At 71.7% G+C, this 20,149-nt stretch carries 20 protein-coding genes and 1 riboswitch; of the genes, 9 read left to right on the top strand and 11 right to left on the bottom strand.

Annotation, left to right across the window (positions count from 1 at the left end):
* Nucleotides 1–248: 248 nt before the first annotated feature.
* The gene (locus tag LGR69_RS23395; protein WP_230367528.1) at nt 249–1,637 is read right to left on the bottom strand and encodes an aminotransferase; all 1,389 of its coding nucleotides are present in this window, start codon (nt 1,635–1,637) and stop codon (nt 249–251) included.
* Nucleotides 1,638–1,771: 134 nt separating this feature from the next.
* Between LGR69_RS23395 and LGR69_RS23400 the strand changes: the two genes are divergently transcribed.
* Nucleotides 1,772–2,332: a hypothetical protein gene (locus LGR69_RS23400; protein WP_039903197.1), complete on the top strand. Its 561-nt coding sequence runs from the start codon at nt 1,772–1,774 to the stop codon at nt 2,330–2,332.
* Between the two features lie 40 nt (nt 2,333–2,372).
* Nucleotides 2,373–2,867: a glutathione peroxidase gene (locus LGR69_RS23405; RefSeq protein WP_230367496.1), complete on the top strand. Its 495-nt coding sequence runs from the start codon at nt 2,373–2,375 to the stop codon at nt 2,865–2,867.
* Nucleotides 2,868–2,879: 12 nt separating this feature from the next.
* On the opposite strand, the gene LGR69_RS23410 is transcribed toward LGR69_RS23405, so the two are convergent.
* The 4 genes from LGR69_RS23410 to LGR69_RS23425 all read right to left on the bottom strand — a co-directional run bounded on the left by LGR69_RS23410 (nt 2,880) and on the right by LGR69_RS23425 (nt 5,408).
* Entirely contained in the window at nt 2,880–3,179 is a 300-nt protein-coding gene (locus LGR69_RS23410) for a hypothetical protein (protein WP_007564738.1), read from the bottom strand.
* A gap of 146 nt (nt 3,180–3,325) precedes the next feature.
* Complete coding sequence (locus LGR69_RS23415; RefSeq protein ID WP_230367497.1) at nt 3,326–4,114, bottom strand: ATP12 family chaperone protein; 789 nt, start codon at nt 4,112–4,114, stop codon at nt 3,326–3,328.
* A gap of 129 nt (nt 4,115–4,243) precedes the next feature.
* Nucleotides 4,244–4,933 carry an HAD-IA family hydrolase gene (locus tag LGR69_RS23420; protein WP_230367498.1) on the bottom strand — a complete coding sequence of 230 codons (690 nt, stop codon included), beginning with the start codon at nt 4,931–4,933 and terminating at the stop codon, nt 4,244–4,246.
* Between the two features lie 31 nt (nt 4,934–4,964).
* Nucleotides 4,965–5,408: a hypothetical protein gene (locus LGR69_RS23425; RefSeq protein WP_230367499.1), complete on the bottom strand. Its 444-nt coding sequence runs from the start codon at nt 5,406–5,408 to the stop codon at nt 4,965–4,967.
* A 166-nt stretch (nt 5,409–5,574) separates the two neighbouring features.
* Between LGR69_RS23425 and LGR69_RS23430 the strand changes: the two genes are divergently transcribed.
* Entirely contained in the window at nt 5,575–6,288 is a 714-nt protein-coding gene (locus LGR69_RS23430) for an alpha/beta fold hydrolase (RefSeq protein WP_230367500.1), read from the top strand.
* Here LGR69_RS23430 and LGR69_RS23435 read toward each other — a convergent pair.
* The 4 genes from LGR69_RS23435 to LGR69_RS23450 form a co-directional block, all read right to left on the bottom strand.
* Nucleotides 6,255–7,664 carry an RluA family pseudouridine synthase gene (locus tag LGR69_RS23435; protein ID WP_230367501.1) on the bottom strand — a complete coding sequence of 470 codons (1,410 nt, stop codon included), beginning with the start codon at nt 7,662–7,664 and terminating at the stop codon, nt 6,255–6,257. The two genes, LGR69_RS23430 and LGR69_RS23435, sit on opposite strands and share 34 nt — an antisense overlap.
* A 147-nt stretch (nt 7,665–7,811) precedes the next feature.
* Nucleotides 7,812–8,747, bottom strand: coding sequence for a PLP-dependent cysteine synthase family protein (locus LGR69_RS23440; RefSeq protein ID WP_230367502.1), 936 nt, complete (start codon nt 8,745–8,747; stop codon nt 7,812–7,814).
* A 92-nt stretch (nt 8,748–8,839) separates the two neighbouring features.
* Nucleotides 8,840–9,301 (bottom strand): NUDIX hydrolase, encoded by a 462-nt coding sequence (locus LGR69_RS23445; protein ID WP_230367503.1) that lies wholly within the window; start codon nt 9,299–9,301, stop codon nt 8,840–8,842.
* A 220-nt stretch (nt 9,302–9,521) separates the two neighbouring features.
* Complete coding sequence (locus tag LGR69_RS23450; protein ID WP_230367504.1) at nt 9,522–10,136, bottom strand: HigA family addiction module antitoxin; 615 nt, start codon at nt 10,134–10,136, stop codon at nt 9,522–9,524.
* 155 nt (nt 10,137–10,291) lie between these two features.
* A riboswitch (cobalamin riboswitch) is annotated at nt 10,292–10,487 on the top strand.
* A gap of 289 nt (nt 10,488–10,776) precedes the next feature.
* Here LGR69_RS23450 and LGR69_RS23455 point away from each other — a divergent pair.
* The 3 genes from LGR69_RS23455 to LGR69_RS23465 all read left to right on the top strand — a co-directional run bounded on the left by LGR69_RS23455 (nt 10,777) and on the right by LGR69_RS23465 (nt 15,823).
* Entirely contained in the window at nt 10,777–12,960 is a 2,184-nt protein-coding gene (locus LGR69_RS23455; protein WP_230367505.1) for a TonB-dependent receptor, read from the top strand.
* Nucleotides 12,957–14,417 (top strand): PepSY domain-containing protein, encoded by a 1,461-nt coding sequence (locus LGR69_RS23460; RefSeq protein WP_230367506.1) that lies wholly within the window; start codon nt 12,957–12,959, stop codon nt 14,415–14,417. The genes LGR69_RS23455 and LGR69_RS23460 overlap by 4 nt, the downstream gene beginning before the upstream one ends.
* A gap of 245 nt (nt 14,418–14,662) precedes the next feature.
* Nucleotides 14,663–15,823: a M20 family metallopeptidase gene (locus LGR69_RS23465; protein ID WP_230367507.1), complete on the top strand. Its 1,161-nt coding sequence runs from the start codon at nt 14,663–14,665 to the stop codon at nt 15,821–15,823.
* 22 nt (nt 15,824–15,845) lie between these two features.
* Here LGR69_RS23465 and LGR69_RS23470 read toward each other — a convergent pair whose 3' ends face one another.
* On the bottom strand, nt 15,846–16,841 hold the full coding sequence (locus tag LGR69_RS23470; protein WP_230367508.1) for an aldo/keto reductase: 996 nt from the start codon (nt 16,839–16,841) through the stop codon (nt 15,846–15,848).
* Between the two features lie 107 nt (nt 16,842–16,948).
* Between LGR69_RS23470 and LGR69_RS23475 the strand changes: the two genes are divergently transcribed.
* A complete protein-coding gene (locus LGR69_RS23475; protein WP_230367509.1) occupies nt 16,949–17,869 on the top strand; it encodes a LysR family transcriptional regulator in 921 nt (306 codons plus the stop codon).
* A 21-nt stretch (nt 17,870–17,890) separates the two neighbouring features.
* Here the strand turns inward: LGR69_RS23475 and LGR69_RS23480 are convergent, their stop codons facing one another.
* A complete protein-coding gene (locus LGR69_RS23480) occupies nt 17,891–18,679 on the bottom strand; it encodes an SDR family NAD(P)-dependent oxidoreductase (protein ID WP_230367510.1) in 789 nt (262 codons plus the stop codon).
* Nucleotides 18,680–18,787: 108 nt separating this feature from the next.
* Here LGR69_RS23480 and LGR69_RS23485 point away from each other — a divergent pair, with 108 nt between their 5' ends.
* Complete coding sequence (locus LGR69_RS23485) at nt 18,788–19,345, top strand: TetR/AcrR family transcriptional regulator (RefSeq protein ID WP_230367529.1); 558 nt, start codon at nt 18,788–18,790, stop codon at nt 19,343–19,345.
* 90 nt (nt 19,346–19,435) lie between these two features.
* Nucleotides 19,436–20,143 carry a response regulator gene (locus LGR69_RS23490; RefSeq protein WP_370881396.1) on the top strand — a complete coding sequence of 236 codons (708 nt, stop codon included), beginning with the start codon at nt 19,436–19,438 and terminating at the stop codon, nt 20,141–20,143.
* The last annotated feature ends 6 nt before the right edge of the window (nt 20,144–20,149 follow it).

Genomic DNA, 20,149 nt, shown 5'->3' on the forward strand with positions numbered 1-20,149 from the left:
GCGGGGGGGCCCCGAAGGGGGTCGGGAGAGGGGAGCGACGCGGCAGAACAGTGTGTTGCCCGTCGTGCCGGTCGCATTCTCTGCTGAACCCGGGCTCCCCTCTCCCGACCCTCGCTCACGCGAGGCCCACCCTCCCCCGCAGAGGGGGGAGGGAGGCGCGCTTGGGGTTGGCCTTGGTTCTCGTTCGGCAGCGCTGTCTGACCATCGTAGCCCGTGCGGGAGAGGAGGGCGAGCCGTCCCGGCTCGCCTCAGCCCGGCATCGCCTCCAGCCCCTCGGCGCGGATCCAGTCGCGGGTGCGGTCGAGCGCCCGGCCGAGCCGGTCGAACAGCGCGTCGATCTCGTCCGGGCTTATGATCAGCGGCGGGCAGAGGGCGACCCGGTCGCCGGTGAGCGCGCGCACGATCAGGCCCTCGGCCTGCGCGAAGGCGACGCAGCGGGCGGCCACGCCCGCCTTCGGCTCGTACTGGCGCTTGCTGGCCTTGTCGGCGACGATCTCCAGCCCGCCGATCAGCCCGATGCCCCCGGCCTCGCCGACGATGTCGTGCTGGGCCAGCGCCGCGAGCCGACGCTGGAAGTGCGGCGCCTTCTCGGCCGCGCCCTCGATCACCCGGTCGCGCCGGTAGATCTCGATCGCCTTCAGCGCCACCGCGGCCGCCACGGGATGGCCGGAATAGGTGGTGCCGTGGCCGAAGGTGCCGAGCTTCTCGCTCTGGCCGATCATCGCCTCGTAGAGCGGCTCGTCGATGCTGACGCCGCCGAGCGGCATGTAGGCCGAGGTCAGGGCCTTGGCGAAGGAGATCGAGTCGGGCCGGATCCCCAGCGCCTCGCTGCCGAACCAGGTGCCGAGCCGGCCGAAGCCGCAGATCACCTCGTCGGCGATCATCCGGACCTCGTATTTCGTCAGCACCGCCTGGATTGCCGCGAAGTAGCCCCGCGGCGGCACGATCGCCCCGCCGGCGCCCATCACCGGCTCGGCGATGAAGGCCGCGACGGTCTCGGGCCCCTCGCGCAGGATCGTCTGCTCCAGATCGGCGGCGAGGCGGGCCGAATAGGCCTCCTCGGTCTCGCCCAGCTCGGCGCCCCGATAGAAATGCGGGCAGGCGACGTGCAGGAAGCCCGGCAGCGGCAGGTCCCAGTCGGCATGGTTCGCGGTCAGCCCGGTCATCGAGGCGCTGGCCACCGTGACGCCGTGATAGCCCTTCTGCCGTGCGATGATCTTTTTCTTGTGCGGCCGGCCCAGCGCGTTGTTGTAGTACCAGGTCAGCTTGACCTGGGTGTCGTTGGCTTCCGACCCGGAAGACGTGAAGAAGATCTTCGAGGTCGGGACCGGCATCAGCTCCTTGAGGGTCTCGGCCAGCTCGATCCCCGGATCGTGGCTGCGGCCGGAGAACAGGTGGGTGAAGGGCAGCCTTCCCATCTGGACCCGGGCGGCCTCGACCAGCTCCGCGTTCGAGTAGCCGAGCGCCGTGCACCACAGGCCCGACATGCCCTCGATATAGGACCGGCCCTCCGTGTCGTAGACGTGGACCCCCTCGCCGCGCTCCAGCACCAGCGGGCCGGTATGCCGGTGGGTCGACAGGTTGGTGTAGGGGTGGAGCAGGGTTTCGACGTCGCGGGTCGCGAGATTCGAGAGCATCGTTCGCACCGTCCTCATGCCCAGGGGATCCGCCACACTACCGACCCGATGCCCGTGCAGGTAGTCCCGCGGCCCTGCGCCCGGCTCATCCCGGATGCATGGCCCCCGTGTTTGACCCGCGCGACGCACGATTCATGCTCACTTCCGGTCCCTCGCCCGTCCTGGCGCCCGAAACCTTCGTGGCGCAGCCGGCCCCCGGGCGCGCCTGCGGCGCCTGCACCCTGTGCTGCAAGGTCTACGACGTGCCGGCGGTGGAGAGCGTGGCGGGCCAGTGGTGCCGCCACACCAAGGCCGGCCAGGGCTGCGCGATCCACGCGACGCGCCCCGACCATTGCCGGGCGTTCCACTGCCTCTGGATGACCGAGAGCTGGCTCGGGCCGGAATGGAAGCCCGACCGCGCCAAGATGGTGCTCACCCTCGACCCGCTGTCGCGCAACATGAACGTGCAGGTCGATCCCGGCCAGGCGAATGTCTGGCGCCGGGAGCCCTATTACGGCCAGCTCAAGCGCTGGGCGGCGGCCTCCGTGCCCCTGCGCCGCCACGTGCTCGTGCACGTCAACAAGACCACCACGGTGGTCCTGCCGGACCGGGACGTCAGCCTCGGGGTGGTCGCGCCGGACGAGCGGATCGTGTCGCACGACCGGATGACCCCGCAGGGTCCGAGCTTCGACGTGCAGAAGGTCAAAGCCGCGTAACACCCTTGCGGCGATCGCCTGTTTGCCCGAGTGATCGCGCATGACGACGACTCACGATTTCACCGTTCCCGCGGCCGACGGGAGCCCGTACCCCCTCGCGCAGCATCGCGGCGAGGTGCTGCTCATCGTGAACACGGCCTCGCGCTGCGGCTTCACCCCGCAATATGCCGGGCTGGAGACGCTGTGGCGGGCGCATCGCGACGCGGGCCTGACGGTCCTGGGCTTCCCCTGCAACCAGTTCGGCGCGCAGGAACCGGGGGACGCCGCCGAGATCGCCAAGTTCTGCTCGCTGACCTACGACGTCAGCTTCCCGGTGCTCGGCAAGGTGGCGGTGAACGGCCCGGAGGCCGAACCGCTGTTCGACCACCTGAAACAGGCCCGCTCGGGCCTGTTCGGCACGAAGGCGATCAAGTGGAACTTCACCAAGTTCCTGGTCGGCCGGAACGGTCAGGTGATCGCCCGGTTCGCGCCGTCGGCGAAGCCGGCCTCGCTGGAGGGGAAGGTGCGGTCGGCGCTGGCCCAGCCGGCGCGGTAGGAGGTTGGCGCCTCAGACCGGATCGGCTTCCGCGAGCCGGCGCGGCTCCGCCGCCAGCCGCAGCAGGCTGCGCAGCGGCGCGATCCGCGACGGGCGCATCGAGTCGCGCAGGATCCCGACCAGGAACCGGGCCTCGGCGATCTTCCCCAGGGTCGAATCCGCGGCGCCGGCGATCAGCGCCTGACGTTCCAGCCGCGACAGGGCCGCGAACAAAGCCTCGCGCGCCGCCTCGTCGTCGGAAGACTGCTTGGTGGCAAGAAGCGCGGCCAATTCGCCGGTGAAACGACTGTCATGGCAAGGATCGGCGCGCATGGATGATCCGACGACTGGAATAGCCCGACCCTAAGTCAATCCTCGCGGCATGTCAGCCGGCTACGCGGCCTCGCGACAGCGAGTCCGGGCATGTTGCGCAAGCGCATCTGCGCAATCCACCCTGCCAGGCGGGCACAGCCGAATGGTCAGACGCTGGCGATCAGCTCGGCCGCGGCCTCGAATTCCGTCCGGCGGATCGCCAGCCGCGCCTCGGCCTCGGCGTCGCTGCCCCAGATTGCCGCCTGGTAGGTCTCGTCGACATGGGCCGCGTCCCAGGCCTCGGCCGGGCTGAGGCGGCCGCGCAGGACCGCGAGCGCGATCAGCAGCGAGCCGGTCAGCGTGGTCAGTGTGTGCAGGCCGGCCAGCCGGAACGGGCTCTCGACCGCGGCGACCGCGTCGGACAAAGCCCGCACGGTATCGGGCGGCTGCTCCACATGCATCACGCCCTCGCTGAGGATCACCCGGGCGCCAAAAGTCTCCCGCGCCCAGTCGAGGATCGGGTCCCAGGACGCGGCCTGGGCCGAGACCAGGCGCTCCGGATCCCCGGCGCGATAGGCGAGCAGATCGGTGCCGGCATAGGCGGAGAGATCCTCCACCACGGCGGCGTGCCGGGGGGCGACGCCGTCGATGCTGGTATTGGCCAGCCGGGTCAGCGGCATCCTGGCCGGATCGATCACCGTGTCCTGGGCCGCCCATTCGGCCGCGATCTTCTCGGCGAGCGCCCGGGTCGGCAGGCTCAGCGGGTTGCGGGCGGGGGTGTTCGCCGGACGGCCGTCGAGGGTCAGCCGGAACCCGTCCGGGCCCTCGGCGAAGCCGGCCTCCTGATAGAACCGCCGGGGCAGGGCGGGCTTGGCATGGCCGCGGGCCGCCCGCACGGGATCGGGTCGCTCCCCGTCGCCCGGTTCGCCGAGCCACTCGTTCGTCACATCGCTCATGGATGCCAGATAGGAGCTTTCGGGTTCGTCGGCGAGCCTCGTCGGAAGTCGCACCGTCATCGCGCGCGGAGCGAAGCGGCCCCGGATGAGGCGCGTTCTCCACGCGGTGCGATTCCCGGGGTCGCGTCGCTACGCCCGCGATGACGGCGAAGCGTGAGAATCCGGAGGCTCCCCCCCGGACAGCAGCCCTTCCAGCGCGCCCGCGCTCGACACCACCGTGACCGCCCCCGCCCCGTAGAGGGCCCCGGCCGGGTGATAGCCCCAGCCGACCCCCACGGCGACGGCCCCGGCCGACACGCCCATGCCGATGTCGAAGGTGGTGTCGCCGACCATGACGGTCGCCTCGGGGGCGCAGCCGGCCTCGGCCATCGCCTGGAGCAGCATGGTCGGATCGGGCTTCGACGGCGCGTCGTCCGCGCTCTGCGTGGTCACGAACCAGTCGGCCCAGCCGTGATGCGCGATCAGGCGGTCGACGCCGCGCCGGGACTTGCCGGTGGCGAGGCCGATCAGCACGTCCTCGCGGGCATGCAGCCGCGCCAGCAGCTCGCCCATGCCCGGGAACAGCGGCTCCTCGTAGGCGGGATCGACCCGCAGGCGGTTGTAGGCCTGCTTGTAGCTCTCCGAGAGTTCGACGATCGGCCCGTCCTCGCCCACGAGGCGGCGGAACGCCTGCGGCAGCGACAGGCCGACCACCGAGAGCGCCTCGCGCCGGCCCGGGGCCGGCAGGCCGTTCTCCGCGAAGGCGAGGCCCTGGGCCGCCACGATCAGGTGCTGGCTGTCGACCAGCGTGCCATCGACGTCGAAGACGATCAGCTTCATCGCCCGGGTGCGCCCGGCGCGGCGCGGCCGGTCACGGCTTGCGGCCCGGCTGCACCGGCTGGCCGGCGCTCGGCTGCGCCGGCTGGCCATGCGTGCGCTCGTAGCCGAGGCGGCAGCGGATCAGGAACCGCCGGCGCTTGCCGCCGCGCAGCCCGCGCTGGTGCGAGGCGCGGTTGCAGGCCGCGTAGGACCGCCGCCGGCGCTCGGCCCGGGCGCTCGAGGCCGGCCGTTGGGCGGCTTGAGGCTGGGCATTCGACGGCGCGGGGGAGGGCGCAGGCTGCTGGGGCGCCTCGGCGGCGGGGGCGGTCTGGGCCGGCGCGGGCGTGGCCGGTGCCGGCTGGGTCTGCCGGGACGCGTTGGATGGCGGTGCCGGATTTGTCGACGCGGCCGGCTTTGCCGCCTCGCCCGGCGCGGCATAGGCCGCCGGCCCGACGAGGCAGAGGGCGGCGAGGCAGGCCAACGTCGCGAGCTTCATACGTCAGGGTCTCGAACCGCGGGAAATCGGCCCCGCGGCGGAACGGCGGGTCACTGATCAGCATATGAGGCGAGTCGGCCGATTGCCAAGGCGTGGCGGACGCGAGACCTATGGGCCGCGGGCGGCGCTGCACCGGGATATCGGGGCCGGCACGCGTGAGAGCCCCATGACCCTCGTCCTGCTCCCCGGCTTCATGACCGATCCCGACCTCTGGGCGGACATGCTGCCGCGCCTCGCACCGCTCGGCCCGGTCCTGCACGGCGACCTCACCCGGGATTCCGGCATCGACGCCATGGCACGGCGGGTCGCAGCGGCGGCGCCCGAGCGATTCGCGCTGATCGGCTTCTCGATGGGCGGCTACGTGGCGCGGGAGATCGCGCGGCTCGCGCCGGAGCGGGTCCGGGCGCTCGTGCTGATCGCCACCTCGGCCCGGGCCGACACGCCGGCCCAGGCGAGGCGGAAGGCGGCGGCCGTGGAGAACGTCCGCCGCCGGGGATTTTCGGGGCTCAGCCGGGCCGCGATCCTCGGCTCGGTCCATCCCGACCGGGCCGGCGACGCGGCGCTGATCGCCCGTATCCGCGCGATGGGCGATCGGCTCGGCGGCGAGGTGTTCCTGCGCCAGGCCGGTGAGGCCCGGACCAGCGACCTGGACCGGCTTGGCGCGATCGCCTGCCCGACCCGGGTGGTGGCCGCCGCCCAGGACGGCCTGCGCAGCCTCGACGAGGCCCGGGAGCTGCAGGCCGGCATCCATGGCGCCGCCCTGACGGTGATCGACGGCTCCGGCCACATGCTGCCGATGGAGGCCCCCGACGCCCTGGCGGAGGCCATCGTGCCGTGGCTCCAGGCTCAGCTTTCCGGCGCCTCGACGATCGGGTCGTAGCGGGAGGCGTCGAAGCCCAGGAGGTTCCAGCTCTGGGCCATGTGCGGCGGCAGCGGCGCGCTGACATCCACCGGCCGGCCGGTGCGCGGATGCGGGATCACGATCCGGCGGGCGAGCAGGTGCAGCCGGTTCTGGATGCCGCCGGGCAGCTCCCAGTTCTCCACCGAGAAGTATTTCGGGTCGCCGACGATCGGGTGGCCGATATGGGCCGCGTGGGCGCGCAGCTGGTGCGTGCGCCCGGTGACCGGCTTGAACGACAGCCAGGAAAGCTTCTGGGCGGCCTGATCGACCATGGCGTAATAGGTGAGCGCGTGGCTCGCGCCCTCGTCGCCGTGCTTGGCGACCCGCATGCGCGCGTCGGCATCGGTCGGCTCGTCCTTGGCGAGGTAGGTCGAGACCCGCCCCTGCCGCACCCGCGGCACGCCCGCGGTGAGTGCCCAGTAGATCTTTCGCGCCGCCCGCGAGCGGAAGCTCTTGGCGAGCGTCGCGGCCGCCAGCCGCGTCTTGGCGATGATCAGGCAGCCGGCCGTATCCTTGTCGAGCCGGTGGACGAGACGGGGCTTCTGGCCGTCCGGCCCGGTCAGCGCCGCGAGCAGCCCGTCGACGTGGCGGACCGTGCCCGACCCGCCCTGGACCGCGAGGCCGAAGGGCTTGTTCAGGATCATCATGTCGGCGTCCTCGTAGAGGATCAGCGAGCGGATGAACTCGGCATCGTCCTGCTCCCGGGCGGCGCTGCGCGGCCGCTCGGTCGGCTGGTCGAGGCGCAGCGGCGGGACGCGCACGCTCATGCCCGGCTCCAGCCGGTCGTTCGGCTTGGCGCGCTTGCCGTCGACCCGCAGCTCGCCCTTGCGGACGATGCTCTGGACCCGGGTGAAGGGCAGCAACGGGAAGCGCGCGGTGAGGAAGCGGTCGATGCGCATGCCCGCCTCGTCCGGTTCGACCGTCAGGGTCTGCACCCCGGAGGCGAGGGTCGCGGAGGCGGCGGCGCGCTGCTCGCGCCGGGTCGGGCCGGCCGGCGGCGCCGATGGCTCGGGCCGCGACTCGACGGACCGGGTCTGCGCCTTCGCGGCCGGCCTGGCGCCGGGCCGGGGCGGCGCCTTGCGCGGGGGCGGCGCATCCTTGCGCTCGTCCCGGGCCGGCCGGGGCTTCGGCTTGGCGGCAGCCGCCGCGGCCGCGGCGACGGCGTGGGGCGTGCCCGCCGCGGTCCAGGGATCGCGCGCGCCGGCATCGTCGCCGCGGTTGCGGGCGGCGCGCTCGGCGGCGTCGCGGGCGCTGGTGCGCGGGCCGGTGCGGGCGCGCTCGCCATACGGCTGAAACTTACCGGCCGGGGGCTTGCGCCCCTTCGGGCCGCCGCGTGGGGGTGGTCGTGTCGTCATGATTCCGCCAGCACCCGTCTCCGCTTCGGACGGAACGTCCGGGCGCATCAGCCGCGGCGTCGCGGAGGACCCGGACCGATGGGGTCGCCCGGCTCTAGCATCGCGGGGGCGCAGCGGCAAAGGCGGTGGTGGCCGGCGCCACAACCGTCAGTACTTGAGACCGGTGTCGCACAGCACCGTGACGGCGATCGCGTCCGCCGGCAGGCGGCCCGAGGCGAGCAGGGATGCGGCGGCGCAGACATTGGCCGCCGCCGAGTAGCCGACATGCAGGCCCTCCCGCGCCGCCAGCAACCGGCGCCAGTGCGCGGCCTCGTCGTCGGACACCGCGAGGGCCAGATCCATGAGCCCGGGATCCCAATGCGGCGGCACGCTGCCGTAGCCCGTCCCCTGCAGGACATGGCGCGGCTTGGCGACGGGCTCGCCCGCCAGCGGCCGGCAGCCCTCGGGCTCCACCGCCGCACAGATAATGCGCGGATCGCGCGCCCGGAGCGCCGCCGCAACCCCGAGGAAGGTCGCGCCCGTTCCCACCGACGCGACCCAGGCCTCGATCCGCCCGCCGCATTGCGCCCAGATCTCCGGGCCGGTCGTATCCCGGTGGATCGCGACGCCTTCCGGAGCGTGAAACTGGTCGACGTAGAAACCGCCGCGCTCCCGGGCGGTGTGCCGCGCCGCCTCGGCAGCGGCCGCGACATCGGCCCCGGTCACCTGTCCCGGCACACCGTCGACCTGCGGGACCAGCACGACCTCCGCCCCGAGCGCCTCCAGCATCCGCGCCCGCTGCGGGCTGTTCCCGGCCGAAAGGGTGACGACCAGCGGGTGCCCCAGCGCGGCGCAGGCCACGGCCAGGCCGGCTCCCATATTGCCGCTCGACATCTCCACGACCGCGGCGGCCGGGGCGAGCCGCCCATCCGCCCGGGCGGCGCGCAGGATCGCGCGGGCCGCCCTGTCCTTGACGCTTCCGCCGGGCTGCATGAACTCGGCTTTCGCCAGGATGCGGCCCGGTCCGGGATGGACCCGGTCGAGGGCGATCAGGGGCGTGCCGCCGATGAGATCGAGGGCGGACGCGGCGATGGTCGATGGCACGGACGCGGACTCGGCGCGGGTGATCACGCCGCACAGCCTAGCAGCGGCTCCCGGGCCCCGACAGGGCCGGAACCGAGGACGCGCATTCGCGGCTATGGCCGCCCCTCGGCGAGAAGCCGCGCCTTGAGCCCGACCGGGTACAGATCCGGCCCGCCCGCGCGATCCAGTTCCTCCAGATCGCACCAGCGGGCGATGCAGGGCGTGCCGCAATCCTCGTGGAAGACCACCCGCTCCTGCTTATCGAGTGCGCTCGGCGGCAGGGCGACCGGGAACAGGAACAGCACCTCGTGCCCCGGGCTGCCCTCGTGCGTGTACAGGTTCTCCATCACGAACGGGGCACCGAGAACCCGCACGGTGAGGCCGAGCTCTTCCCGGAACTCCCGCACGAGCGCCGCCTCCGCCGGCTCGCCGAACCCGACGCTGCCCCCGAGGGGGCGCACGCCCTTGAGGCGCCCGTCATCGGTATAGACCTCGGCGACGAGCAGCCGGCTTCCCCGCCAGGGCAGGCCGAGCGCCTTCACGCGGATCTCCGAAGGGGGGCGCCAGACATGCATGGGGTTCGGTATTCCGCGCCGCCGAGGGGCGCAACGGCCTGCACTGGCCTCCAGAGCGCCAAGCTGCGCGGCGCCGTGTCGGACTGTCCGGCCCAGCGCGGCGCAGATTTCATGGGGTGGCGCGTTTCGACATCCCGGCCGACGCGCAGCGTGCCCGCCGCCGAAACTGGGATCGTCCCTGCGGCTCAGGCCAGGTTATCCGCGCCGCCGAGGACGAATCTCACCCGATCGCGTATGCGCGCTTGACGATCGGTTCGGGCCGATCGACCGGCTCCTGGACGCGCGGCGCGGCGGCGAGTTCGCTCTGGATCTCGGCCTGGTGCTTGCGCGCATTGGCGATCTCGAAGCGCGTCTGCAGCTCCATCAGCGTTTCCATGCTGCACCCGAACACCGTCTCGATGCGCAGGGCCAGCTCCGCCGTGAGTGCCGTCTTCTCGTTGAGGAAGTCGGACAGCGCCTGACGGGTCACGCCGAGCAAGCTGGCCGCGGCCATGACGGTCAGGTTGCGCGCCTCCAAAATATTGCGCCGCACGAAACCGCCGGGATGACCCGGATTTTCCAGTTGATACGTGATACTCATCGCGTCCCCCTCGTCTACGTCAGCTCTAGACCATCGGTTTATATAGATGTCTCGTACGTCCCGTGAGACGATCTTGTTACCTCCCCCTTTCATCAGCTTGGCCGATATACGCGGCAGATCACCAGTGGTTCCACCGACAACGACCCTATGTAACCTGTGATGATGCTCAATATCGGGCAAATCATCGAGAAATTTTTCTCGTAAGTGTTTCATTTTCTGCAACACATGGGGTGAATGACTGATAAGATCACCCATCGATACAAAGCCGAGTTGCAAAAAGACTTGCTATCACATCCGCGCCCGGCGAGCCCGCCAATGCCCCTGACGTGCAGCCGGTCGTCCAGGCCGGTGCGGAAGGGACCCGCCCACAACCGAAGATATCCAGACGCTTGACGTCCCAGCGGCACACGGCCAAGCTGATTGCCGACGGTTCCCCTCGGGGATCAAAAGGGAACGCGGTGAGGGGTCTTGTCCCGATGCCGCGGCTGTCCCCGCAACTGTAAGCGGTGAGCCCTTCACCACCACGTCACTGGGTTTCGGCCCGGGAAGACGGTGCGAGGGCGGCGACCCGCGAGCCAGGAGACCTGCCGTCAGCCGTGGTCACACGCGAAACGCGCCGGGCGGGGTGTCCTGGCGGGTGTCGAGACGCCCGTGCGCGAGCGCGGTCGGCGAGGCCTCGTTCGCGGTGACGTGCCACAGCAAGCGCGCCCGCGTCCCGGTTCCCGATGCCCTCCCTTGTCGTGCCGATCCCGGCCGCGTCTTCGCGCGGCCCGATCCTCCGCCCGAGCCCTTGCGCTCGACGAGCGCGAAGCCCGGCCTGCACGGATAGCAATGTTATAACATTGCTTATAGGACATCCGGGCCGGCGGCCGCCGCGCACGGATTCACGCACGCCATGTCCCGCTCGAAAAATCCTCTCCGCAGCCGGCGCGCGCCGCTCTGCGGAGCCCTCCTCACCCTCCTGGCGAGCCCGGCCGCGTCCCAGGAGAGCGTCGCCCTCGACCAGCTCTCCGTCGAGGGGGAGGGCGGCGTCAGCCTGACCCGGGCCGCCCCGACCGGGCTGAACCTGCGCACCCCCGACCGGACCGCGAGCCGGCTCGGCCTGACGCCGCTGGAGACGCCCGCGAGCGTCGACATCGTGTCCGGCGAGACCGCGCGGCTGCGCGGCCAGGACACGATCGCCGAGGCGGTGACCCAGGACGCCACCGGCATCACCACGATCGCGGCGCCGGGCAACGGCAACGGCGCGTTCACGTCCCGCGGTTTCGCGGGGCCGAACTCGATCCAGCAGCTCTACGACGGCACCCGCTTCTATGTCGGCGCCAACACGGTCACGTTCCCGTTCGACACCTGGAACGTCGAGCGCATCGAGGTGCTGCGCGGGCCGTCCTCGGTGCTCTACGGCGACGGCGCCATCGGCGGGGTCATCAACGTCGTGCCCAAGAAGCCGGTCTTCGTGCCGATCAACACGGCCCGCGCGGTGATCGGCACCGACGGCGTCGCGCGGCTCGCACTGGATTCGGGCGGGGCGCTCGGCCGGGAGGAATTCGGCGAGACCTTCGCGTATCGCCTGAACGTCAGCGGTAACCGCGCCGACGGCTGGATCCGGCCGGAGGGCGATTTCCGCAACCTCGCGGTCTCGGCCGCCCTGCTGTTCCAGCCGAGCCCGGACCTCGCCTTCACGGTGAGCCACGATCTCGGCTACCAGGAGCCGGCGCGCTACTGGGGCACGCCCCTGGTCGAAGGCAGAATCCCGGACCTGATCCGGTTCAACAACTACAACGTCCGCGACGCGAAGATCACCTGGGCGGATAACTGGACCCAGTTCAAGACCGAGTGGACCCCCTCGGCCGACATCATCGTGCGCAACACCGCCTATCGGCTCACCAGCCGGCGGCACTGGCTCGATGTCGAGCAATACAGCTACAACCGCGGGACGGGACTGGTCGATCGCGGCGATTACCTCGAGATCTATCACAGCCAGGAACAGATCGGGAATCGCCTCGACGCCAGCGTCAAGGGCAGCCTGTTCGGCCTGCCGAACGCCTTCGCGGTCGGGTTCGACGTGAACCACATCGACTTCCGCCACACGAACAATTTCTATTTCGACCAGGCTACCAGCGTGCCACTGACCGGCTACGATCCGGGCTACTTCCCGCAGAACGGGCGGGCGCGGCCGGCCTACGCCACGCAGACCAGCCAGGCCTCAGTCTTCGCCGAGGACCGGGTGATCCTGTCCGACAAGCTCTCGTTCCTCACCGGCATGCGCCTCGACGTGCCGACGCTCCAGCGCGAGGACCTGCAGACCGGATCGCAGTTCGAGAAGACCTACCGGGCCCTCGGTTACCGGTTCGGCCTAGTCTACAACCCGACGCCGGACAGCGCGCTCTACGCGCAGTACAGCTTCGCCACCGACCCGGTGAACAGCCTCATCACGCTCAATCAGTCGCTGGCGGGGTTCCAGCTCGCCACCGGCACGCAGGTCGAGATCGGCGCCAAGGGGCTCGCCTTCGACGGCGCCCTCGAATGGACGGTGGCCGGCTACCGGATCGTCAAGGACAACCTGATCTCCGCCGTGCCGGGCCAGCCGACCCTGTCGACCCAGGTCGGGAGCCAATCCTCGCAGGGCTTCGAGCTGGCGCTGGGCTGGCACTTCGCCCCGGGCTGGCGGCTCGACGGCAACCTCGCGCTGCTGCACGCGCAATACGACGCCTTCGACCAGAGCGTGAACGGCGCCACCGTCTCGTATGCCGGCAACCAGCCGATCAACGTGCCCGAGCGGGTCGCCAATCTCTGGCTCACCTGGGACGTCTCCCGGGACTGGACCGCCCGGGTCGGGCTCCAGAATGTCGGCCAGGTCTACAGCGACTTCTCCAACACGGCCCGGCGCCCGGCCTACAACCTGGTCAACCTCGTCCTAGACCATCAGGTGACCGTGGATTCGCGCCTGAGCCTGCGGGTCTACAACCTGTTCGACAAGGTCTACGCGATCAGCGGCAACGCCGTGAACGGCGTCGGCACCAACTGGCTGCTGGGCCGGCCGCGCTCGGTGGAGCTCGCCTACACGGTGACCTGGTGAGGCGCTGGGCCGGTAAGGCGGCCCGCCGCTGGCTGCTCCTGTTCCACCGCTGGGCCGGGATCGCCACGGCCCTGTTCTTCGCCCTGTGGATCGGCTCCGGGCTGGTGATGCTCTACGTGCCGTTCCCGGCGCTCACGCCGCCTGAGCGCCTCGCACGCCTCGCGCCGATCGCCTGGGGCGAGGTCGCGGTCGCGCCAGATGCGGCGCTCGCGACCGCGGGCGTCGCGGGCGTGCCGGCCGCGTTCGCTCTGGAGATGGGCGGCGCCGAGCCGGTCTACCGGATCACCGGCCGTGACGGGGCGCGGGTGACGGTCTCGGGCCGGACTGGCGCGCGGCTCGGCCCGGTCGACGCGGAGGCGGCCCTGCGGCTCGCCGCCGGGGACCGGCCGGGCGCCCGCGTCGAGCCGGTGGAGCGGGACCAGTGGACCGTCACCGCCCGCTACGACCCGCTCCGGCCGTTCCACAAGGTCGCCCTCGGCGATCCCGCTGGGACCGAGCTCTACGTCTCGCAGGTCACCGGCGAGATCGCCCTCGACACGACCCGGTTCGAGCGCGCCTGGAACTGGCTCGGCTCGGTGCCGCACTGGATCTACCTGACGCCCCTGCGCGCCCGGGCGGAGCTGTGGCGCACGGTCCTGCTCTGGCTCTCGGGGCTCGCCGCCCTCGGGGCGCTCAGCGGCCTCGCCATCGGGATCTGGCGCCTGCGCCTGCGCCGTCGCTACGCCAGGGGCGCCGTGACGCCCTATCGCGGGCTGGCGCGCTGGCACCACCTGTTCGGCCTCGCGGGCGGGCTCGGGCTCGGGGCGTTCATCGTGAGCGGCTGGATCTCCATGAACCCGAACCGCTGGTTCGCGTCGAGCATTCCGCCCGCCGGGATGAGGGCCGCCTATGCCGGGACGCCCGGCGCCATCGGGGTCGATGCCGGTCGGCTGCCCGATCTCGCCGGACCGGACGCCCGGGCCGTGCGGTTCACCGCCCTCGGCGGCCGCTGGTGGCTGGTCGCCGAGGCGCCGGACGGCCTGCGCACCGTCGCCTCGGACGGTGGCACCGGCCCTGACGTGGCCACCCTGGCGGAAGCCGCCATCGCGGCGATCCCCGCGGGACACCTCCGCGCGGCCCGGCAGCTCGAAGCCTACGATTCCTACTGGTACCCGCACGGGGCGGACCCACGGCCCCTGCCGGTCCTGCGCCTGCGCTTCGACGACCCGGCCGCCACCTGGCTCCACATCGACCCGCGCGACGGCACGATCCTCCAGCGCCTCGACCGGTCGGGCCGCATCAACCGCTGGCTGTTCGACGCCCTCCACCGCCTCGACCTGCCGATCCTGACCGGCCGCCCCGCTCTGCGCGACGCCGCGCAATGGCTCCTGAACCTGCTCGCCGCCGGGATCGCGCTGACCGGCCTCGTCGCGGGCTGGCGAAGGCTGGGCCGGAGTATGTCGACGCGGGCTCGGTGAGCGGAGGCGCGCGACAGCGCAGCAACCCCCACCGCCATTCCAGGCCCGCGATGCGGAGTTCGGACATGAACGCCAGTCGATTTGTTGCCGCCCGCCCTGCACGCGCGGCGGGGCGGACCTTGCCGGTGTGGCGCGTCGACAGCCCCCGGCGGCCAGGATCTGCGCCGCTTCAAGCCGGCGCGCAGACGTGGAATGATGGATGTCGCGGGTTGTTTTCACCCGCCAGATTTGCCGAGCACAGTTCGATGACCGAGAAAGACGCCGCCGCGATCCGCTGGCTCGAAGGGCAGGAGGGCGCGATGCTGGCCCTGCTCGAGGAGCTGGTGAACATCGATTCCGGCTCCTACGACAAGGCCGGGGTCGATGCGGTGGGCGCCCGCATCGCGTTCTTCCTGGCCGAACACGGCGTCTCGGTCACCACCATCCCGGTGGAGGATTACGGCGACGCGCTCAAGGCCCAGGTCGCCGGGTCCGGGGGCGCCAACCGGCCGATCGTGCTGATGGGCCACCGCGACACCGTCTTCCCGAAGGGCGAGGTCGCTCACCGACCGTTCCGGATCGCGGAGGGCCGCGCCTACGGGCCGGGCGTCGCGGACATGAAGGCCGGGCTGGTGATGAACGCCTTCGTGCTGGCGGCCTTCCACAGAGCCGGCGGCGCGCCGGTGCCCTTGGTCGGCCTGTTCACCAGCGACGAGGAGATCGGCTCGCCGGCCTGCCGGCCGATCATCGAGGAGACCGCCCGCGGCGCCCGCGCGGTGCTGAACGCGGAGCCCGGCCGCCCGACCGGCAACGTCGTCACCGGCCGCAAGGGCGGCGTGTTCATGCATCTGGAGGTCCTGGGCAGGGCCGCCCATTCCGGCGGCAACTACGCCGAGGGGCGCAGCGCCATCGGGGCACTCGCCCACAAGATCATCGCGCTCCACGCGATCACCGATCTCGACCGTGGCATCACGGTCAATGTCGGGCTGATCTCGGGGGGCCAGTCGGTCAACACCGTGGCACCCCGTGCGACCTGCGAGATCGACCTGCGCTACGTCACCCCGCCCGATCGCGACGACGCCATGAACCGGATCGCCGCGATCGTGGCCGACACGCATGTGCCCGAGACCCGCGCGCAGCTGACCATCAAGGGCGAGTTCCTGCCCCTGGTGCAGGACGCCGCCTCGCGGGCGCTGTTCGAGACCTATGCGCGGGTCAGCGCCCAGCACGGCGCCCGGGTCGAGGGGGAGTTCGCCGGCGGCTGCGCCGATTCCGGCTTCACCGCGAGCGTCGGCTGCCCGACGCTCTGCGCGGTCGGCCCGGTCGGCGGCAAGGCCCACTCGCCCGAGGAATATCTCGAGGTCGCGAGCCTCGTCCCGCGGGCGCGGGCCATCGCCGAAACCGTCGCGGCAGCCGCGACGGCCTGAGGCGCCGGCTCCCGGACCGCGATCAGCCGTCCACCAGCGCCAGGGCGGCGTCGGTGTAGCGGCGGCCGCTGACCGCCTCGGGCGGCATCGCGGCGTCGATCGCGGCGAGGTCGTCCGCGCTCAGCACGATCTCCGCGGCGGCGGCGTTCTCCTCGAGGTGCCGGATCTTGCGGGCGCCCGGGATCGGCACGATGCCGTCGCCCCGGTGGAGCACCCAGGCCAAGGCGAGCTGGGCGGGCGTGACGCCCTTGTCGGCCGCCAGGGTCGCCAGCGCGTCGAGCAGCCTCTGGTTGGCCGCGAGGTTCTCCGCCTCGAAGCGCGGCAGGGTGCGGCGGAAATCGTCGGCGGCGAGGCTGCCGCGGTCGCGGATCGCCCCCGTGAGCAGCCCGCGCCCGAGGGGGCTGTAGGGCACGAAGCCGATGCCGAGCTCGACGCAGGTCGGCAGCACCGCGGCCTCCGGCTCGCGGCTCCACAGGGAATACTCGCTCTGCACCGCGGCGATCGGATGGACCGCGTGGGCGCGCCGGATCGTGTCGGCGCCGGCCTCGGACAGGCCGAGCGCCCGCACCTTGCCGGCGCGCACGAGATCCGCCATCGCGCCGACCGTGTCCTCGATCGGCACCGCCGGATCGACCCGGTGCTGGTAGAACAGGTCGATGACCGCGACGCCGAGGCGCCGCAGCGAGGCGTCGCAGACGGCGCGGACATGCTCGGGGCGGCTGTCGACACCGACGATCCGGTCCCGGCCCTGGCCGGTCTCGGCGATCTTGAAGCCGAACTTGGTGGCGATGACGACCCGATCGCGGAACGGCGCCAGCGCCTTCCCGACCAGCTTCTCGTTCTCGAACGGGCCGTACATCTCGGCGGTGTCGAAGAATGTGATGCCGCGCTCGACCGCCCGGCGTAGCGTGGCGATGGCCTCCGCCTCCGGCTGGCCGCCATAGGCGTAGCTCATGCCCATGCAGCCGAGGCCGATGGCGGAGACGGAGAGTTCGGAACCGAGTCGACGCTGTTGCATGTGATTCCCCTGTGAGTCCCCAGGCCGAAGCCGCCGGGACTCTGCGCAGAGGGCCGCCATAGGATAATACGTCTTTCCCGGCGCAGCCTGTCCTATCCGGCTCAACAGTGAGACGCACCGACCTTCCCGCCCTGGCGATCTTCGCCGCCGTCGCGGCGCGCCGCAGCTTTCGCGGGGCGGCCCGCGATCTCGGCCTGTCCGTGTCGGCGGTGAGCCACGCGATCAACGGCCTGGAGGCGAGCCTGGGCATCCGGATCCTGGCCCGGACCACCCGCAGCGTCGCGCCGACCGAGGCCGGCCGGCGCCTGCTCGCGGGGCTCGAACCGGCGCTGGCGGCGATCGACGAGGCGGTCGAGGCCGCCACCGCCTCGCAGAAGCGGCTCTCGGGGACCCTGCGCTTCTCGGTGCCGCACTCGGCCGCCGAGATGCTGATGCTGCCGCTCGCGGCGTCGTTCACCCGCGCGCATCCCGATGTCGCGATCGAGATCCGGGCGCAGGACGACCTGCGCGACATCGTGGCGGAAGGGTTCGACGCCGGCGTCCGCTTCGAGGAGAGCCTGGAGCAGGACATGATCGCGGTGCCGCTCGGCCCCGCCCAATGCGCGGCCATCGTGGCGGCGCCGTCCTATTTCGCGCAGCGTCCACGGCCGCTGACGCCGCAGGATTTGCACGACCACATCTGCATCAACCGCCGTTTCGCCGGCGGCGCCCTGTTCCGCTGGGAGTTGGAGAAGGACGGCGCGGCCGTGGCCGTCTCGGTCTCGGGAAACCTGATCCTCGACGATATGCGGCTGGTCGCCGAGGCGGCCCGGATGGGCGCCGGCCTCGCCTACCTGTTCGAGGCGCAGGTGAGTGACGACCTCGCCGCCGGCCGGCTGGTCCGCGTGCTGGAGGATTGGTGCCCGCGCTTCCCCGGCTTCTTCCTCTACTACCCGAGCCGCCGGCTGATGCGGCCGGTGCTGCGGGCGTTCCTCGATGCCGTGCGGGCCGAAGGGACGGGCGCACGGTCGCCCGGGGCGGTTGCGTGAGCGCGCCGCCCCCGAGCCGCCTCACGCGGCGATGCGGTAGCGCTCCGCCGGCTGCACTTGGCCGAGATTGGGGATCATCGCGGTCCGCGCCCGGTCATAGGCGTCCCACTGCGCAGCATCGGGCAGGGGTGGGATGGTCACGGTCTCGCGCCGGTCGAAGCCGACCAGGGCGGCATTGACGAGGGCGTCGGTGTCCATGACCGCCGGCAGGGCGTTCACGTCGATGCCGGCGCGCTGCCAGATCTCCGTCCGGGTCGCGGCCGGCAGGACCGCCTGCACGTAGACGCCCTTCGGCCCGAGCTCGATGTGGAGCGCCTGGCTGAGATACTGCACGAAGGCCTTGGTGGCGCCGTAGACCGCCATACCGAATTCCGGGGCGAAGCCGACCACCGAGCCGATATTGACGATGGTGCCGGTGCCTTCGGCCGCAAAGCGCGGGGCGACCGCGGCGGCGAGCCGGGTCAGGGCCGTGACGTTGAGGGCGATCAGGTTGCCGATCTGGTCCGGGCCTTGGCCGACGAAGCTGCCGTTCAACGCGGCGCCGGCATTGTTCACCAGCACGCCGATCCGGGCATCCATGCGCAGGCGCGTCTCGACCGCGGCGAGGTCGGCCGGCTGGGTCAGGTCGGCCTGGACGACGTCGACCGCGACGCCGGCCTCCCGCCGCAGGCGCTCGGCCAGGGTCTCGAGGCGAGCGGCATCCCGGGCGACGAGGACGAGGTCATGGCCGCGCCGGGCGAAGCGGTCGGCGTAGACCGCGCCGATGCCCGAGGAGGCGCCGGTGATCAGGATGGCAGGCTTGCTGGACATGGGCGGGATCCCTATCTCTAAACATGATCGCTATCATGTAAAGCAAACATGATGACGATCATGATTGAGGTCAAGCCGACCCTGTCCCAGAGGCGTGAGATTGCGCACATGAAGGTCAGCCGCGAGCAGATGGGCGAGAACCGGCGTCGGATCCTCGACGCGGCCGGGCGGCTGTTCCGGGACCGCGGCTTCGAGGCCGTGACGGTCGCGGAGGTGATGCGCGAGGCCGGCCTCACCCATGGCGGGTTCTACGGCCATTTCCGATCGAAGGACGATCTGATCGCCGCCGCGCTGGCCGAGCTCGTCGTGGCCTCGGAGCCGGGGCCCCTGGCGCTGCCGGCTTTCGCGGCGCGCTATCTCAGTCCCGCCCATCGCGACGATCCGGCGAGCGGCTGCCCGGTGGCGGCGCTCGCCAGCGACACGATCCGGCAGGCGCCGGAAGCCCGGGCGACGATGACCGAGGGCCTGCGTCGGCAGATCGCCCGGCTCACCGACGGCGCCGCGGAGCCCGAAAGCGCCCGCCAGGCCGCGATCGGGAGCTGGGCCGCCATGGTCGGGGCGATGATCCTGGCCCGGATGAGCGACGATCCGGCGCTCTCCGACGAGGTCCTGGCGCAGACCCGCGCCTGGATCGACCGGGCCTCACCCTCCACGCCGGCCGAATAAGCCGGCCCGCGCAGGGGCCGGGATGGGGCACGGGGGCGGCAAGTTCAGCACCCGCTTGCGCCGCGGGGCCGCATCGATCAGTTTTCAGGCATCCAGCGGGCCCCGAAGCTGGATCTCGAGCAAGAAACCGCCCCGTCCGTGCATCTCCTGATCGTCGACGACCACCCGCTGTTCCGCGATGCCCTGGCGGCCACGATCCGCCTGGCCCATCCGGACGCCGTCCTGCACGAGGCCGACGGGATCGAGCCCGCCTGCGCGGTGCTCGCCGAGAACCGCGGCATCGACCTGACGCTGCTCGACCTGTCCATGCGCGGCGTCACCGGCTTCGACGGGCTGATCACGATCCGGGCCCGCTTCCCGCGCATCCCGATCCTGATCGTGTCCGGCCACGAGGATCCGCGCATCGTCCGCGAGGCCCTGCAGCACGGGGCCGCCGGCTTCGTGCCCAAGGCCATGGACAAGACCACCCTGACCCGGGCGATCACCGAGGTGATGAGCGGCGCCCTGTTCCTGCCCCCGGGCCTCGCCGAGGCGAGCGCGCCAGCGCCGCAGGCCAAGAAGAAGCCCCTGGCCGAGCGCCTCGCCCGGCTCACGCCGCAGCAATTGCGCGTGTTGATGATGATCCGCCAGGGCAAGCTGAACAAGCAGATCGCGCACGAGCTGCAGGTCGGCGATTCGACCGTGAAGGCCCATGTCTCGGAGATCCTGCGCAAGCTCGAGGTGATCAGCCGGACGCAGATCGTGATCGACACGGCGGCCCTGGATTTCGACCAGATCCACAACACCCAACCGGCCTGACGGGCG

Source organism: Methylobacterium brachiatum (genome assembly GCF_020523825.1).
Classification (GTDB): domain Bacteria; phylum Pseudomonadota; class Alphaproteobacteria; order Rhizobiales; family Beijerinckiaceae; genus Methylobacterium; species Methylobacterium brachiatum.